The sequence below is a fragment of the Martelella mediterranea genome (assembly GCF_021021415.1).
Lineage (GTDB): Bacteria > Pseudomonadota > Alphaproteobacteria > Rhizobiales > Rhizobiaceae > Martelella > Martelella mediterranea_C.
This window is the reverse complement of record NZ_JAINWJ010000014.1, coordinates 26,844-41,355: the sequence shown is the minus strand read 5'-3', so window position 1 is coordinate 41,355 and position 14,512 is coordinate 26,844. Positions and strand designations below refer to the sequence as shown.

General features: G+C 62.2%; 14 protein-coding genes. 8 read left to right on the top strand and 6 right to left on the bottom strand.

Features of this window, described 5'->3' with window-relative positions; all coding sequences use genetic code 11:
• The 4 genes from K7H91_RS10690 to K7H91_RS10675 all read right to left on the bottom strand — a co-directional run bounded on the left by K7H91_RS10690 (position 1) and on the right by K7H91_RS10675 (position 4,817).
• Entirely contained in the window at positions 1-1,209 is a 1,209-nt protein-coding gene (locus K7H91_RS10690; RefSeq protein ID WP_419197477.1) for a GTP-binding protein, read from the bottom strand.
• Between the two features lie 609 nt (positions 1,210-1,818).
• Positions 1,819-2,475 (bottom strand): GntR family transcriptional regulator, encoded by a 657-nt coding sequence (locus K7H91_RS10685; RefSeq protein WP_230720214.1) that lies wholly within the window; start codon positions 2,473-2,475, stop codon positions 1,819-1,821.
• Entirely contained in the window at positions 2,472-3,629 is a 1,158-nt protein-coding gene (argE, locus tag K7H91_RS10680) for an acetylornithine deacetylase (protein ID WP_230720213.1), read from the bottom strand. Before argE ends, K7H91_RS10685 begins: the two co-directional genes overlap by 4 nt.
• Positions 3,630-3,632: 3 nt before the next feature.
• Positions 3,633-4,817 (bottom strand): M24 family metallopeptidase, encoded by a 1,185-nt coding sequence (locus K7H91_RS10675; RefSeq protein ID WP_230720212.1) that lies wholly within the window; start codon positions 4,815-4,817, stop codon positions 3,633-3,635.
• A 427-nt stretch (positions 4,818-5,244) separates the two neighbouring features.
• Between K7H91_RS10675 and K7H91_RS10670 the strand changes: the two genes are divergently transcribed.
• The 4 genes from K7H91_RS10670 (at position 5,245) to hisG (ending at position 8,899) form a co-directional block, all read left to right on the top strand.
• On the top strand, positions 5,245-6,615 hold the full coding sequence (locus tag K7H91_RS10670; RefSeq protein ID WP_230720211.1) for an aspartate aminotransferase family protein: 1,371 nt from the start codon (positions 5,245-5,247) through the stop codon (positions 6,613-6,615).
• Between the two features lie 17 nt (positions 6,616-6,632).
• Positions 6,633-6,995, top strand: a complete 363-nt coding sequence (locus tag K7H91_RS10665) for a VOC family protein (RefSeq protein WP_230720210.1) — start codon at positions 6,633-6,635, stop codon at positions 6,993-6,995.
• Between the two features lie 78 nt (positions 6,996-7,073).
• Positions 7,074-8,213 (top strand): ATP phosphoribosyltransferase regulatory subunit, encoded by a 1,140-nt coding sequence (locus K7H91_RS10660; protein ID WP_230720209.1) that lies wholly within the window; start codon positions 7,074-7,076, stop codon positions 8,211-8,213.
• The gene (hisG, locus tag K7H91_RS10655) at positions 8,210-8,899 is read left to right on the top strand and encodes an ATP phosphoribosyltransferase (protein ID WP_230720208.1); all 690 of its coding nucleotides are present in this window, start codon (positions 8,210-8,212) and stop codon (positions 8,897-8,899) included. Before K7H91_RS10660 ends, hisG begins: the two co-directional genes overlap by 4 nt.
• Positions 8,900-9,244: 345 nt before the next feature.
• On the opposite strand, the gene efp is transcribed toward hisG, so the two are convergent.
• Positions 9,245-9,814: an elongation factor P gene (gene efp / locus K7H91_RS10650; RefSeq protein WP_230720207.1), complete on the bottom strand. Its 570-nt coding sequence runs from the start codon at positions 9,812-9,814 to the stop codon at positions 9,245-9,247.
• A 133-nt stretch (positions 9,815-9,947) separates the two neighbouring features.
• On the opposite strand from efp, the gene epmA reads away from it, so the two are divergent.
• A complete protein-coding gene (gene epmA, locus K7H91_RS10645) occupies positions 9,948-11,018 on the top strand; it encodes an EF-P lysine aminoacylase EpmA (protein ID WP_230720206.1) in 1,071 nt (356 codons plus the stop codon).
• A gap of 3 nt (positions 11,019-11,021) precedes the next feature.
• On the opposite strand, the gene K7H91_RS10640 is transcribed toward epmA, so the two are convergent.
• Positions 11,022-12,119, bottom strand: a complete 1,098-nt coding sequence (locus K7H91_RS10640) for a glycoside hydrolase family 5 protein (protein ID WP_230720205.1) — start codon at positions 12,117-12,119, stop codon at positions 11,022-11,024.
• A gap of 321 nt (positions 12,120-12,440) precedes the next feature.
• On the opposite strand from K7H91_RS10640, the gene purU reads away from it, so the two are divergent.
• The 3 genes from purU to K7H91_RS10625 all read left to right on the top strand — a co-directional run bounded on the left by purU (position 12,441) and on the right by K7H91_RS10625 (position 14,492).
• On the top strand, positions 12,441-13,325 hold the full coding sequence (purU, locus tag K7H91_RS10635) for a formyltetrahydrofolate deformylase (protein ID WP_230720310.1): 885 nt from the start codon (positions 12,441-12,443) through the stop codon (positions 13,323-13,325).
• A gap of 543 nt (positions 13,326-13,868) precedes the next feature.
• Positions 13,869-14,075 carry a hypothetical protein gene (locus K7H91_RS10630; RefSeq protein ID WP_230720204.1) on the top strand — a complete coding sequence of 69 codons (207 nt, stop codon included), beginning with the start codon at positions 13,869-13,871 and terminating at the stop codon, positions 14,073-14,075.
• Positions 14,076-14,162: 87 nt separating this feature from the next.
• Entirely contained in the window at positions 14,163-14,492 is a 330-nt protein-coding gene (locus K7H91_RS10625) for a DUF883 family protein (RefSeq protein WP_230720203.1), read from the top strand.
• Positions 14,493-14,512: the final 20 nt, after the last annotated feature.

The following is a 14,512-nucleotide window of genomic DNA, read 5'->3' as shown; positions in this document are numbered from 1 at the left end:
TCAGCCTCTCGTCCACGAAGGGAAGGGGTCGGTCAGGAACTCGAAATCGCGTTCATTGAACGTAGGCCCGATGTCGATCAGGCAGTCATCGAGGGCTTCTCGGATTGCCGCCTGGTCCATGCCCGCACCGATGAAGACGATCTCCTGCCGGCGATCGCCATAGATCTCGTCCCAGCAATCATCGATCATTTTTTGCAGCTCCGGCGCATTCGGCCACCGGCTGCGCGGAACGGCCGCCCACCAGCGCCCGAGCGGGCCGTTGCGCACGATCGCGCCGGCAAGCGAGAATTCGCCGGCGAAATCCGGCCGCGTCGCCAGCCAGAAATGCCCCTTGGCGCGGATCAGGCCGGGAAAATTCATCCGCGTGAACGCGTCGAATTTCAGCGGATCGAACGGCGCGCGGGCGCGATAGACAAAGCTTGAAATACCGTATTCCTCGGTCTCCGGTACATGATCGGCAAAACCGTAAAGCTCCTTGGCCCAGAGCGGGTGCTGGCTCGCCTTGTCCTCGCTGAAGAGGCCGGTATCGAGCAGTTCGTCGAGATTGACACGGCTGAAATCCGTCTCGATGATCTTGGCATCGGCGTTCAGCGCGCGGACAATCTTGACGACATTCTCGCGCTCTTCCGCGCTCACGTCCGAGACCTTGTTGACGACCACGACATCGGCGAATTCGATCTGTTCGACATGAAGATCGACCAGCGTGCGTTCGTCTCCTTCGCCGGCGACCTCGCCACGGTTCTTCAGAAATTCATGGCCGCCATATTCGCGCAGCAGGTTCACCGCGTCGACCACCGTGACCATGGTATCCAGCCGGGCGAGATCGGAGAGGCTCTCGCCGCGCTCGTCGCGCCAGGAGAATGTCGCGGCCACCGGCAGCGGCTCGGCAATGCCGGTTCCCTCGATCAGCAGATAGTCGAAGCGCCTCTCCTCCGAAAGCCGCCGCACTTCCGTCAGAAGGTCGTCGCGCAGCGTGCAACAGATGCAGCCATTGGTCATCTCGACCATGGTTTCCTCGGTGCGCGATAGATCGGCGCCGCCCTCGCGCACCAGATCGGCATCGATATTCACCTCGCTCATATCGTTGACGATCACCGCGACCCGCCGACCCTCGCGATTGTTGAGAATGTGGTTCAGCAACGTGGTCTTGCCCGCGCCGAGAAAGCCGGAAAGCACGGTGACGGGCAGGCGGGTGTCATTGTTTTGCAGCATGGGTCGTGTCCTGAACTTGCGCGAGAATGCCAAACGAACGGGCATCGTTTGGTCACTAAATGTTATAACGTAACGTTGATAACCAAAAGCCCGACTGGCGTCAACTCGTGGCGGCAGGGCAAATAGGAGCGAGGTTGCTGGCCAAGCCTGATAAGTGGGTTTTCTCGGGCCAGCGAGCGCTCCACGTTGGCCGTGTTCGAACGTAATCCGCGCGCCCCTCCCGCCACAGGCTCATCCCGCCGAGATTCTATAGGCGCAGCCGGGCCCTCGTTGTGGGGCCTTCGGTCGCGTGCATGGCCTCACCGCATAGCCCCCTAATCTTCTCGCCCCGGAGGGGAGAGATGTCGCGATAGCGACAGTGAGGGGGGAGTCTATCACCGCGAGCGCCGTCACGATTTGAAATGCCGCGCCACCCTCACTGCCCCTTTCGGGGCATCTCTCCCGCCAGCGGGAGAGAGTATTGGGGGCAAGAAGCCATCCCACATGCGGCCGCCCTGCGGTCGAGCGCAGTGACGCAGCAGGATATGGGGCGGCTTTGTCGCTCAACAGAGCCAGGCGATTCCCGCTAAACGCGGACAGGCGGCCGGGGCTTTCGATCGTAACTGATCAACGCATCCGCTCGAAGCTCATGGCGATATGGGCGCGGCGGAGGTGGCTGAGTGCGTCGAGCTGGCCGGCCTCGACGGCGGCGAGGATTTCGGCGGTTTCCCGGCAATAGATCTCCGCTTCATTTTCGAGATCCGCCGCCGAGGCGGTGATGGCCTGCAGCCAGATGCGGGCGGTGCGGAAATAGAGGCGTTCGCCGGTGTCTCGGAGCGGCTGGTTCAGCGAAAGTTGGTTGAGCGCCAGAAACATGTCCCGGTCGAGTGCCGCGAAATCGCGCGGCGCGGGGGCGTTCCTGAGCGAAAGAGCGCGCTCGTGGAGTGCGCGAAAATCCGCCACGATCCCCTCGGTGACCGGTGCTGGATCTAGATGCGCCATCAGCACGACAAGCTCCATCCGGAGACGATAGACCTGCGCCAGCTCATCGAAGTCGACATCGGTCACGATGGTGCCGACGCCATGGACGGAGAGCAGCAGCCCCTCATCCTCCAGCCCAGCCAGCACGCGCCGGAGCGGCGTGCGCGACACGCCGAATTCATTCGCAAGGGCCACTTCCGAGAGCTTTTCGCCCGGCGGATAGTCCAGCATCATGATCCGCTCGCGAATGACGTCGTGGATCTGGATAAGCCGGTCGCGGCCGGTGGCAGGCTCCGCCGTCATCGCCACGCGCCCGCAAGCCGGTCGAGCATCGCAAGGCACTGGCCGAGTTGGTCTGCGCTCAGATATTCATCGGGTTTATGAGCCTGGTCGATCGAGCCCGGCCCGCAGACAACGGCGTCCATGCCGATTTCCTGAAAGAAGCCGGCCTCGGTGCCGAAGGGCACGACGTCGGCGCTGTCCGCGCCTGTGAGCCGGAAGGCGAGGTCGCGGGCGGCGTTTTCATTTCTCGGAAACAGCGCCGCGGCCTCGCCGATCACCTCCGTCTCGATATCGGCTTCAGGCGCCACTGCGCGCATGGCGGGCAACAGGTCGCGGGCGCAGTAGTCGGCAATGTCGTCTTTCACCAGCGACAGGTCCTCGGCGATCACCGGCCGGGTTTCCCAGCGCAGCACCGCGCGCGGCGCAATGACATTATGCGACAACCCGCCCTCCAGCGCGCCGACATTGAGCGTCGCATGGGGCGGCTGGTAGCGCGAGCCTTCCGGCACGCGCGCCATCAGCTTTTCCCGTAGTTCCATCAGCCGGGCGATATAGCGGGCGGCATATTCGACCGCGTTGACGCCCAGCTCGGGCGCCGAGGAATGGCCGGAGCGGCCGGTGAAGGTGACGGTGTATTCGCAGCAGCCCTTGTGCCCCTCGATCACCCGCATCATGGTCGGCTCGCCGACGATCGCGAGCGCGGGACGGACTTCGCGCTCTGACAGCCATTCCGTCAGCGCCCGCGCGCCGATGCAGCCGACCTCCTCGTCATGGGTGAAGGCGAAGTGGATCGGCTTGCTGGCCGCGATCTCGGCCAGGGTGTCCCGCTTGGCAAGGCAGGCGGCAATGAAGCCCTTCATGTCGCAGGTGCCGCGGCCGAAGAACTTGCCGTCGCGTTCGGCAAGCGTGAACGGGTCGTTGGTCCAGAGTTGGTCGTCCACGGGCACGACATCGCTGTGGCCGGACAGCATCAGCCCGCCGGGGCGGTCGTCGCCGAGCGTTGCGAACAGGTTGGCTTTGGTCCCGGTGGCGTCGGTCAGGATTTCCACCCGTGCGCCGCAATCCGACAGCCGCTCGGCGATATAGGCGATCAGCGGCAAATTGCTTTCCGACGACACCGAGGGAAAGGCGACAAGGTCTGCGAGAATATCGCGGGCTGCGGTCAGATCGCTCAACGGTCAATCCTTCACGAACAGTTTGCGCTCGACGCTGCAGAGTGCCTCCGCAGGGCCGTTTTCGGTGATCAGGATGGTCTCGGTGATTTCCAGTCCCCAGTCATCCATCCACAGCCCCGGCATGAAATGCAGCGTCATGCCCGGTTTCAGCAGGGTTTCGTCGATGGTGCGGATGCTGACGGTGTGCTCGCCCCAGTCCGGCGGATAGGCAAGGCCGGTGGCATAGCCGCAGCGGTTTGGCCGTTCGATGCCGACCTTCCAGAGTTCCTTTTCCAGCGCTGCCGCGATATCGCCCGCCCGGTTGCCGGCCCGCGCCGCCTCGATGCCGGCGTTGAGCCCGGCGACCAGCGCTTGCGCAGCGTCGGTCATGTATCGCGGCGGCTTACCGAAGAACACGGTGCGGCTGAGCGGCGCATGGTAACGGCGATAGCAGCCGGCCTGCTCGATGAAGGTGGCCTCGCCGGTTCTGAACTCGTCGCCGCTCCAGGTGAGATGCGGCGCGGAGGCGTCGGGACCGGATGGCAGTAGCGGCATGATCGCCGGATAATCGCCCCAGATATCGTCGACGCCGGTGATCGCGGTCTTCATCAGTTCGCCGACGAAATGGTTCTTCTTCATGCCCGGCTCGGCGATCTCCATCGCATGGCCCATCACCCGGTCGGAAATCTGCGCTGCCTTGCGCATGAAGGCGATTTCCTCCTCCGACTTCACCACGCGCTGCCAGTCGACAAGGCCCGAACCGTCCTTGATGGTTGCGCCCGGCAGGCCCTTCATCAGCGCCGCGTGGCCGGCGGCGGAGTAGTAGTAGGCGTTCATCTCCACGCCGATGCGGGCCTTGTCGAGGCCAAGACCCGCAAGCTTTTCGGCAAGGTCGTCCATCGGGTGGATGCCGTCTGCCTGGATATAGCGGTCGGCGTACCAGAGGATATGATCCTCAGCGAGAAAGGCGGTGCGGCGCGCGCCATTGGCGTCCATCAGCCGACCCCACCAGTAAGGCATGCCGTCGCCGGTGACGATCACCGCCTGATCGACATAGAAGGACCAGCCGTCATAGCCGGTCAGCCAGTTCATGCCGGCGGGCGAAGTCACCACCAGCGCATCCAGCCCATAGGCCTCCATCGCCTTCCGGGTCAGCGCCAGCCGGCGGTCATATTCCGATTTCGAAAAGGGCAGTTCCATCGCCGCCATGGCTTTCCTCGTTTTGTTGTGCACAACAGTGGATGTGACACGTTTTCCCACATTTATTGAATCATAGGCTCTGCCATCTCAATCGACCTGCCAGTAGCGCCGATCTCCCCCCTTTGAGGGGGAGATTGTTTTGTGCCAGCCTCTCTTCGGGCGTCATCCTCGGGCTTGACCCGAGGATCTAATCCCATCTCCCCACGAGAGGAGGTGCGTGTTCTTGCGCCTCGCATTCCCAATGCGCTCCACCCGCCAACGCCGCTCGCGACACACGTGGTTGGATCCTCGGGTCAAGCCCGAGGATGACGCAGAAAGGGAGGAGAGGACTCGCGATATTCACGTGCAGAGTGTTCCGCTTTGCATTCTCTCTCGATGTTGTATACAACACGTTTTCAACACGGCGCGCAAGCCCTTTTCACAGCACGAGGATACGATGCTTACCAACGACCAGCTCGACCGCTTCGACCGCGAGAATTTCTTCCATCCCTCCACCCATCTCGCCCAACATGCGCGCGGCGAAAGTCCGAGCCGGATCGTGAAGACGGCCAAGGGCGTGTTCATCGAGGATCGCGACGGCAACAGGCTGCTGGACGGTTTCGGCGGGCTCTATTGCGTCAATGTCGGCTACGGGCGGGAAAGCATTATCGAGGCGATTGCCGAGCAGGCGAAGGAGCTTGCCTATTACCACGCCTATGCCGGCCATGGCACAGAGGCCTCGATCAACTTGGCGAAGATGGTCATCGACCGCGCGCCGGACCATATGTCCAAGGTCTATTTTGGCCTGTCGGGATCGGATGCCAACGAGACCAATATCAAGCTCATCTGGTACTACAACAACATCCTCGGGCGGCCGGAAAAGAAGAAGATCATCTCGCGCTGGCGCGGCTATCACGGCTCGGGCCTGATGACCGGGTCGCTCACCGGCCTTGCCGGCTTCCAGAGGAAGTTCGACCTGCCGCTGGAACGGGTGTTCCACACCACCGCGCCTTATTATTACCGCCGCAAGGACCTTGCGATGAGCGAGGCCGATTTCGTCGCCCATTGCGTTGCCGAGCTGGAAATGCGGATCGAACGCGAGGGCGCGGATACGATCGCGGCTTTCATCGGCGAGCCGGTGCTGGGCACCGGCGGCATCGTGCCGCCGCCGGAGGGTTACTGGAAGGCGATTTCGGCGGTGCTGGAAAAGCATGATATCCTGCTGATCGCCGACGAGGTCGTCACCGGCTTCGGCCGGCTCGGCTCGATGTTCGGCTCTGATCACTACGACCTGAAGCCCGACCTGATCACCATTGCCAAGGGCCTGACCTCGGCCTATGCGCCGCTCTCCGGCACGATCGTTTCCGACAAGGTCTGGAAGGTGCTGGAACAGGGCACGGATGAAAACGGCCCGATCGGCCATGGCTGGACCTATTCCGCCCATCCGATCGGGGCTGCCGCAGGCGTTGCCAACCTGAAGCTGATCGATGAGCTGGGTCTGGTGAAAAATGCCGCCGAAACCGGGGCCTATCTGCGCACCGCGATGAAGGACGCGCTTGCCGATCATCCCCATGTCGGCGATATTCGCGGCGAGGGCATGCTGATGGCCGTCGAATTCGTCAGGGACCGCGACAGCCGGACTTTCTACGATCCGTCCGAAAAGGTCGGCCCCAACCTTGCCGCCGCGCTGATTTCCGAAGGCGTCATCGCCCGCGCCATGCCGGAGGGCGATATCCTGGGCTATGCCCCGCCGCTCTGCCTGACGCGCGACGAGGCCGACCAGATCGTGGCGGCCACGAAGAAGGCGGTGACTGCAGTTCTGGGATAGAGACGAAAGGAGGCGCGATGCTGAAGGCGATCCATCACGTGCAGCTTGCCATGCCGGCCGGCGGCCAGGATCGGGCGCGCGCCTTCTATCGGGATGTTCTCGGCGTGCCCGAAGTGGAAAAGCCCGACAATCTGAAACCGCGCGGCGGCTGCTGTTTCGAGGCGGATGGGCTGCGTATCCATCTCGGCGTTGAGAAGGATTTCCGGCCCGCCCGCAAGGCGCATCCGGCCATTCTGGTCGACGATGTCGGTACGCTCGCCGCACGGGTCTCGAAGGCCGGCTACGCGGTGAAGGCCGACGCGCCACTGGAAGGTTTTTTGCGGACTTATGTCTACGACCCCTTCGGCAATCGCATCGAGTTGATGCAGGCGATCGCGTGAGCTTTTCGGCCCGCAATCGTTGACATTTGCCGCAAAGGATGGTCATCGGTTGCGGCGAACAGAAGAGACCGTCCATCCATGCCGTCCACCAGCTTGCCGGATTGCGCCGGCGCCATCCTTCAAGCCTTCGCGGCGCGCGACACGGCGTTGACCGATATCCCGGTCATCCAGCCGGCAGCGCCGTTTCTGGATATGGCCGGCGAGGCGCTGCGCCGCCGCATCTTCATGACCGAGAGCGAGACCGGCGAAAGCCTTTGCCTGCGCCCGGAATTCACCATTCCCGTCTGCGCCCATCATATCGAGAACAATGCCGGCACGCCGAAGCGCTATGCCTATTGCGGCATGGTGTTCCGTCAGGCGCGCGATGATGGCGCGTCGGAGTTTTTCCAGGCAGGTATCGAGGATCTCGGCAGCGCCGATTTCGCAAAGGCCGATGCCCGCGCGATTGCCGATGCGCTCGGTATCCTGCGCGAATGTCTGCCGGATGTGCGGTTTGCGGTCACGCTCGGCGACCAGAACCTTTTCGAAGCGGTCGTCGGCGCGCTCGGCCTGCCGGGCGGCTGGCAGAAGCGGCTGATCCATGCCTTCGGCAATCAGAAGCGGCTGGAAACGCTGCTCGACGCCCTTGCCCGGCCGCAGCCGGTCGGCGGGCTCGACCGGCGCGTTGCCGGTTTCCTCGCCGATGGCGACGAGGCCGGGCTGATCGCGCATATTGACGAGACCATGCAGGCGACCGGCTATTCCACCAATGCCAGTCGCAGCCCGGAGGAAATCGCGCGGCGGCTGAAGGAAAAGCTGGCGCTGTCGGTCACCAGCTTGGATGCCGAGGCGCTGGACGCGCTCACGACGTTCCTGTCGCTCGATATCGGTCTCGATCAGGCGTCGGATGCGCTCACCGGTTTCGCGGAGAAATTCGGCCTCGACATCGGTTCGGCGATTGCCGCCTTCGAAAACCGGATCGCGGCGATCGCGGAAAGCGGCGTTGCCGTTGCCGACATCACCTATCGCGCCGCCTTCGGGCGGCCGCTCGATTATTACACCGGCCTCGTCTTCGAGATCACCGAAGCCGGTCCGCGCGCGGCACTTCTGGCCGGCGGCGGGCGCTATGACCGGCTGCTGACGCTGCTCGGCGCAAGCGGCCATATTCCTGCGGTCGGGTTCTCCCTCTGGCTCGACCGGATCGAGCGGGCAGGCAGCCAAGCCAAGGATATCCGATGACCGTCACCATTGCCCTGCCCTCCAAGGGGCGCATCAAGGAAGGCGCGGAACAGGCGCTGAAGGCGGCCGGCCTCACGGTCGTGACCAATGGCAACAGCCGCTCCTATCGCGGCCAGATCGAAGGGCGCGGCGATATCGAGATCGCGTTTCTCTCGGCCTCCGAGATTGCGCGCGAGGTCGGCAGCGGCGCCGTCGATTTCGGCGTGACCGGCGAGGATGTCGTGCGCGAGAATGTCGCCAATGCCGACGCCCGCGTCGAGATCGTCTCGCGCCTCGGCTTCGGCCAGGCCGATGTCGTGGTCGCCGTGCCGGAAATCTGGCTCGATGTCGATACCATGGCCGACCTCAACGACGTCGCCGCCGAGTTCCGCAGCCGCCATGGCCGCCGGCTGGCGATCGCCACGAAATTCTGGCGGCTGACGCAGCAGTTCTTCACCGCCACCCACGGCATCCAGCTCTACCGCATCGTCGAAAGCCTCGGCGCCACCGAGGGCGCGCCGATGGCCGGCCAGGCCGATATCATCGTCGACATCACCTCCACCGGCTCGACGCTCAGGGCCAACCACCTCAAGATTTTGTCCGACGGGCTGATCCTGAAATCGGAAGCCTGTTTCATGCGCGCCAGGAAGAGCGAGCATGAGGGTAATGCGGTGGTGGAGGAAATCGCTGCGGCGATGAGGGGGTGAGGGCCGGTGATACTGGCGGCTTGCTCCCATTACTCTCTCCCGCTGGCGGGAGAGATGCCCCGAAAGGGGCAGTGAGGGTGGTGCAGCGTATCAAATCGTGAGGGCATTCGCGGGGATGGACTCCCCCTCACTGTCGCTTTCGCGACATCTCTCCCCTCCGGGGCGAGAAGATTGAGGGCTATGCGGGTGAAGCCACCGGCGATTGCGGTGTCGCTTTAAGGGTAACGCGCATAAGCCGCATTCACCGCACTCTCGAAGAGGGTTCACCCCTCTCTGCCCCTGTCGGAGCATCTCTCCCTCAAGGGGAGAGATTATTTGCTGGAAGGTTCGCGGAACGAATACCGCTCAGTCCTTGGCGCGTTCCACGTAGGAGCCGTCTTCGGTGAGGATCACAACGCGGGTGCCGGCGTCGATATGGGGTGGCACCATGGTGCGCAGGCCGTTGGAAAGCATGGCCGGCTTGTAGGAGGACGAGGCCGTCTGGCCCTTGACCACCGGCTCGGTCTCGGTGATTTCGAGCGTCACCTGGCGCGGCAGTTCGAGGGCGATCGCAATGCCTTCGTGGATCGACAGGACCACCGTCATGCCTTCGGAGAGATAGGCGGCGGCATCGCCGACATCGTCCGCGCTCATGGTGAGCTGGTCGTAGGTCTCCGGGTTCATGAAGTGATAGCCTTCGCCATCGGCGTAGAGGAAGGTGTGGTCATTGTCCTCGACGAAGGCGCGCTCGACCTGTTCCGTCGTCTTCCAGCGCTCCGAAACCTTGACGCCGTCGGCGATCCGGCGCATGTCCACCTGGGTAACGGGCGTGCCCTTGCCGGGGTGAAAATTCTGGGCGGTGAGCACGACATAGAGCTTGCCGTCGACATCGACGACATTACCCTTGCGCAGCGACGAGGCGATGACCTTGACCATGAAACTTCCTTGCTATCTCAGCGCGGCCCGAGGCCGCAATCCCTTATGAATTGTGAGAGCGGGACTAACGCAAATCGCACCTGAATGCCAGTGCCAAACGCGGCAAACCGCCTGTGAGGCTTCGGAAACCGATATGAACAAGCTGACTGACAGAAGAGATGCGGGCGACGGAGCGTGGTGGCGTCCCGACCGCCATGCCGACCGCCGGCCGGCGCTCCTCGCCCGCAACCGGATGATGGCGGCGATGCGCGGCTGGTTTGCCGCCGAGGATTTCATCGAGGCCGATGTGCCGGCGCTGCAGGTCTCGCCCGGAAACGAGACCCATCTCCATGCCTTCGCCGCCAACATGATTGGCAATGACGGCGCTGGACGGCCGATGTATCTCCACACATCGCCGGAATTCACCGCCAAAAAACTGCTGGCGGCGGGCGAGGAGCGGCTGGTGTGCTTCTCCCGCGTCTATCGCAATCGCGAGCGCGGACCGCTGCACCATCCCGAATTCACCATGGTGGAATGGTATCGTGCTAGCGCGCCCTATGAGCGGTTGTTTGAGGATTGCCAGGCGCTGCTGGCGCTGGCGGCAAAGGCGGCGGGTGCGACGCAGTTCTCGTGGCGCGGCAGAACCTGCGACCCGTTCGCTGCCATCCAAAGGGTAAGCGTTGCCGAGGCCTTCGAGCGCTATGCGGGGATCGAGCTTCTGACAACGATCGGTAATGACGGGGAAGGGGACCGGGGTGCGCTGGCCGCCCGCATGGTCAAGGCGGGGCTTCGCTATGGCCCGGACGATAGCTGGTCGGACATGTTTTCGCGCGTGCTGGTGGAAAAGGTCGAGCCGGAACTCGGCCACGGGGCGGCCACGGTGCTGGATGCCTATCCCGCCTGCGAGGCGGCGCTCGCGCGCAAGAGCGAGGCCGATCCGCGGGTCAGCGAGCGTTTCGAGCTCTATGTCTGCGGGGTGGAGCTTGCCAATGGCTTTGGCGAACTGACAGATGCCGACGAGCAGCGCCGGCGCTTCGTCGCCGACATGGCGGAAAAGCAGCGCATCTACGGCGAGACCTATCCGATCGACGAGGACTTTCTCGACTCGCTCGGGTTCATGCCGCCGGCAAGCGGCATCGCGCTCGGCTTCGACAGGCTGGTGATGCTCGCCACCGGAGCCCGCCGCATCGAGGACGTGCTATGGGCGCCCGTTGCCGGAAGCTAGACTTCAGTGGGCGTTGCAGGCAAGCCGCGTGTCCGGCTCGTTCAGGACCGGCTGCAGCGTGGTGAGCTGCGCCTTGCCGCCATTGCGCAGATCCGGCTGGATGATCATCGGCGAATTCTTCGGCCACCATTCGCCGCTTGCCCAGTATGCCCATCCGATCCAGGCCTTGGGATTTTGCTCGATGATGTCGACCATCTGCTTCAGCCCCTTGAGGCAGGAGAGCTGGTCGGTAGTGCCGAACTCGCCGAGAAAGCCCTGGTAGTCATTGGCGTTCAGCCAGTTGGTGAAGCTCTGTACCGCGCTGACGGCGCCATCGATCTTGTTGCAGTTGTCGGCTTTGCCCGAAAAATCGTCATCGGCATATTGGTGCACTTCGAAGGCGAAATTGTCGACGGGGTCCTGCACTCCGATCATCACCGATGCATTGGAGTTGCCGTAGAAATCCTGGCTCCAGCTATGCGCGCCGGACCAGGCGGTGCCGGGCACGAGCACGAGATTGCCGGCGCCGATATCGCGGATCGACTTCAGCGCCGCGTTGGCCGCCGTCAGCCAGTCCACGGCTTCGATATCATGCGGCTCGTTCATCAGGCCGAAGATTACATCCTCGTCATTGGCGAACACGGCGCCAAGGCGCTTCCAGAAATCGGCGAAGGCGTCGACCGGCACGTTGGGGCTGCCGATCACCTCGCCGCGATAACGCGCGTAATTATGGGGATCGAGGATTACCACCATGTTGTTGGCATGGGCGTCGTCCACCGTTTGCTGAATGCGCGACAGCTCCGTGGAATCCAGTATGCCGTTCAACTGCGGCTGAAGACGCTCCCACAGGAAGGGCAGGCGGATGGCGTTGAACTTGTCGCTGGCAAGCGAATCGATGGTTTCCTTGGTGGGGTAGATGTAGCCCTCGCCATAGGGATCGCCCGGCTTGCCGAACTCGGCGCCGGCGACATTGATGCCGCGCAGGCTCATCTCACAATCGGCGGCCATGCCGGCCTGCACCGAAACCGAAAGGGCGGTCAGCGAAACAGCCGCCGTAAAAAACAGCTTCCCGAGGCTGGCAGAGGCGCTGGGGCACGGCAGAAACCCTTTCAGACTTGGCATTCACAAAACTCCGGACATGGCTCCATCGGATGGCGCCTCTATGGTAGCAGCGATGAATTAACAGGAATATAGCGCACACCTTTGTCAATGATACGGCGACATATCTTATTTGGTTTCCCGGCCGTCGTTTTTCCAGTTATGACCGACCTTAGCCTGCTTGCGTGGCGGCAATCGACCTTTATGCGTCGCCAATGCAAAAGCGTGACAGCCCAGCCCATAGTCTGATGCGCTGGACACGGCAGCGGTTGAAAGCGCTGCCGCAAGCTTTTATGACCGATCGGCCGCCGCGACAGGCTGGCGCTCTAGGAATGGGAGATGGCTATGAATAATTATGTGCTTACGGTGACCTGCCCTTCCACGCGTGGCATCGTTGCCGCGATCTCCGGCTATCTCGCCGCCGAGGGCTGCAACATCATCGACAGTTCGCAATATGACGATCTGGACACCGGCCGTTTTTTCATCCGCATCAGCTTCATTTCCGAAACCGGCGCCGGCCTCGATAGTCTCAGGGATGGTTTCGAGGCGATCGCGGCGCCGTTCTCGATGGATTACAAATTCCATGACGGCGCATACAAGATCAAGACGTTGATCATGGTGTCGCGGTTCGGCCATTGCCTCAACGACCTGCTCTATCGCTGGCGCATCGGCGCGCTGCCGATCGATATCGTGGGGGTCGTTTCCAACCACCTCGATTACCAGAAGCTGGTGGTCAATCATGATATTCCGTTCTTCCATATCCCGGTGAACAAGGACACCAAGGCGGCGGCCGAGGCGCGGCTGATGGAACTGATCGAGCAGACCGATACCGAGCTTGTCGTGCTGGCGCGTTACATGCAGGTGCTGTCCGATACGCTGTGCCGGAAGATGGAGGGGCGGGTAATCAATATCCACCATTCCTTCCTGCCGTCCTTCAAGGGCGCCAATCCCTACAAGCAGGCCTATCAGCGCGGGGTCAAGCTGATCGGCGCGACGGCGCATTACGTGACGCCGGATCTCGACGAGGGGCCGATCATCGAGCAGGAAACGGTGCGCATCACCCATGCCCAGAGCCCGGACGATTATGTGGCGCTCGGGCGCGATGTCGAGGCGCTGGTGCTTGCCCGCGCCATCCACGCCCACATCCATCACCGGGTGTTCATCAACGGCAACCGCACGGTGATTTTCGCGCCGTCCGCGGGCTCCTACGCCTCCGAGCGGATGGGCTGAGGCCCCGTCCCGCAACGCGGTCATAATTCAGGCTGCACCAGGGATTGTATTTGTTGACGGGCGGTCAATTTTATCGGCCGGGCCCTTGTTCGTCGTTTGCCTCGCGCTATCTATGGGAAGGCGGAGGATTACGGACCCATCGGTGCTTTCGCCCGGAAAATAAATTTCAATTTTTCGAGCGATTGTGTCATGAATTTGAAGAATATCCTCATTATCGGTAAAATATAACTCTGGTATTCGTGGCCGGTTTTGGCTATCACGATAACCGGAATGCGGCCCTGTGCCGCTTCAAGGAGAGGAGGCGTTCGATGCCCGTCGAGATGGATACTTTAGAAATCACTCAACGCCGACATCTCAATTATGTCCTGTTTTGCGTCTGTCCTTCGAAAGGCAGTGCGGCCTGACCCATCAACCGGGAGCCCAGCTTTGGCTTTGCCCTGAGGAGCACCCGGTTTCATATGCGTCAGACTGCACACGCAGGTTGAAAACATACGTCTAAAACATAAGAGGCCGGCCGCTTTTCAAGGGTCGGAGGTGCATTTCATGAAAAAGCAGATGGTTGAATTCGCCGGCCAGCCGGTCGGTATCGTCATCCCCGAAAACGGTCGCTTGAAATTCGTGGCGGTGAAGTTTCACGTGCACGGTCTCGACGGCCGCCTGTACGAGACGATGGAAGAACTGCGCCTTGCCATCCGGACCCATGTGGAAACCTTTTATCGTGAGGGGCCTGATCAGGCTCTGGCGGGCTGATTTTCGCGTTCCCTGTTGCTTTGATCTGGAACAAGGATCATGCTCGGGCGTTATCGTAAGGAAGTAGCCTAATTTCAGGAGTTCACAATGGTAGCCAATAAATCGACGGAAGCCCAGGCGGGCAAGACGACGGAAGCCGATATCCAGGCTCAGATTGATCAGTTGCGCGGCGACATTGCCGAGTTGACGAAGCTGATCGGCACTCTTGGCAATCAGAAAGCCTCTGAAGCGCGCGTCAAGGCCGAGAAGTTTCGCGACGATGCGATCAAGAGTGGTCAGGACGCCTATGATCGTGCCCGCGATGAGGCCATGTCCTTCGAGGAAGATGTTGAGGATCACATCCGCAGCCGTCCGCTTCAGTCGATCCTGATGGCTGCCGGTTTCGGATTTCTGATGGCGCTCCTGACGCGGCGCTAGATGATGGATCGGCTCATATC

Coding starts and splice junctions, on each gene's coding strand:
- purU (WP_230720310.1), top strand. CDS start 12,441: ATGAATAATTATGTGCTTACGGTGACCTGCCCTTCCACGCGTGGCATC.
- hisG (WP_230720208.1), top strand. CDS start 8,210: ATGACCGTCACCATTGCCCTGCCCTCCAAGGGGCGCATCAAGGAAGGC.
- K7H91_RS10640 (WP_230720205.1), bottom strand. CDS start 12,119: ATGCCAAGTCTGAAAGGGTTTCTGCCGTGCCCCAGCGCCTCTGCCAGC.
- K7H91_RS10685 (WP_230720214.1), bottom strand. CDS start 2,475: ATGACGGCGGAGCCTGCCACCGGCCGCGACCGGCTTATCCAGATCCAC.
- efp (WP_230720207.1), bottom strand. CDS start 9,814: ATGGTCAAGGTCATCGCCTCGTCGCTGCGCAAGGGTAATGTCGTCGAT.
- K7H91_RS10675 (WP_230720212.1), bottom strand. CDS start 4,817: ATGGCGGCGATGGAACTGCCCTTTTCGAAATCGGAATATGACCGCCGG.
- epmA (WP_230720206.1), top strand. CDS start 9,948: ATGAACAAGCTGACTGACAGAAGAGATGCGGGCGACGGAGCGTGGTGG.
- K7H91_RS10625 (WP_230720203.1), top strand. CDS start 14,163: ATGGTAGCCAATAAATCGACGGAAGCCCAGGCGGGCAAGACGACGGAA.
- K7H91_RS10660 (WP_230720209.1), top strand. CDS start 7,074: ATGCCGTCCACCAGCTTGCCGGATTGCGCCGGCGCCATCCTTCAAGCC.
- K7H91_RS10665 (WP_230720210.1), top strand. CDS start 6,633: ATGCTGAAGGCGATCCATCACGTGCAGCTTGCCATGCCGGCCGGCGGC.
- K7H91_RS10670 (WP_230720211.1), top strand. CDS start 5,245: ATGCTTACCAACGACCAGCTCGACCGCTTCGACCGCGAGAATTTCTTC.
- K7H91_RS10630 (WP_230720204.1), top strand. CDS start 13,869: ATGAAAAAGCAGATGGTTGAATTCGCCGGCCAGCCGGTCGGTATCGTC.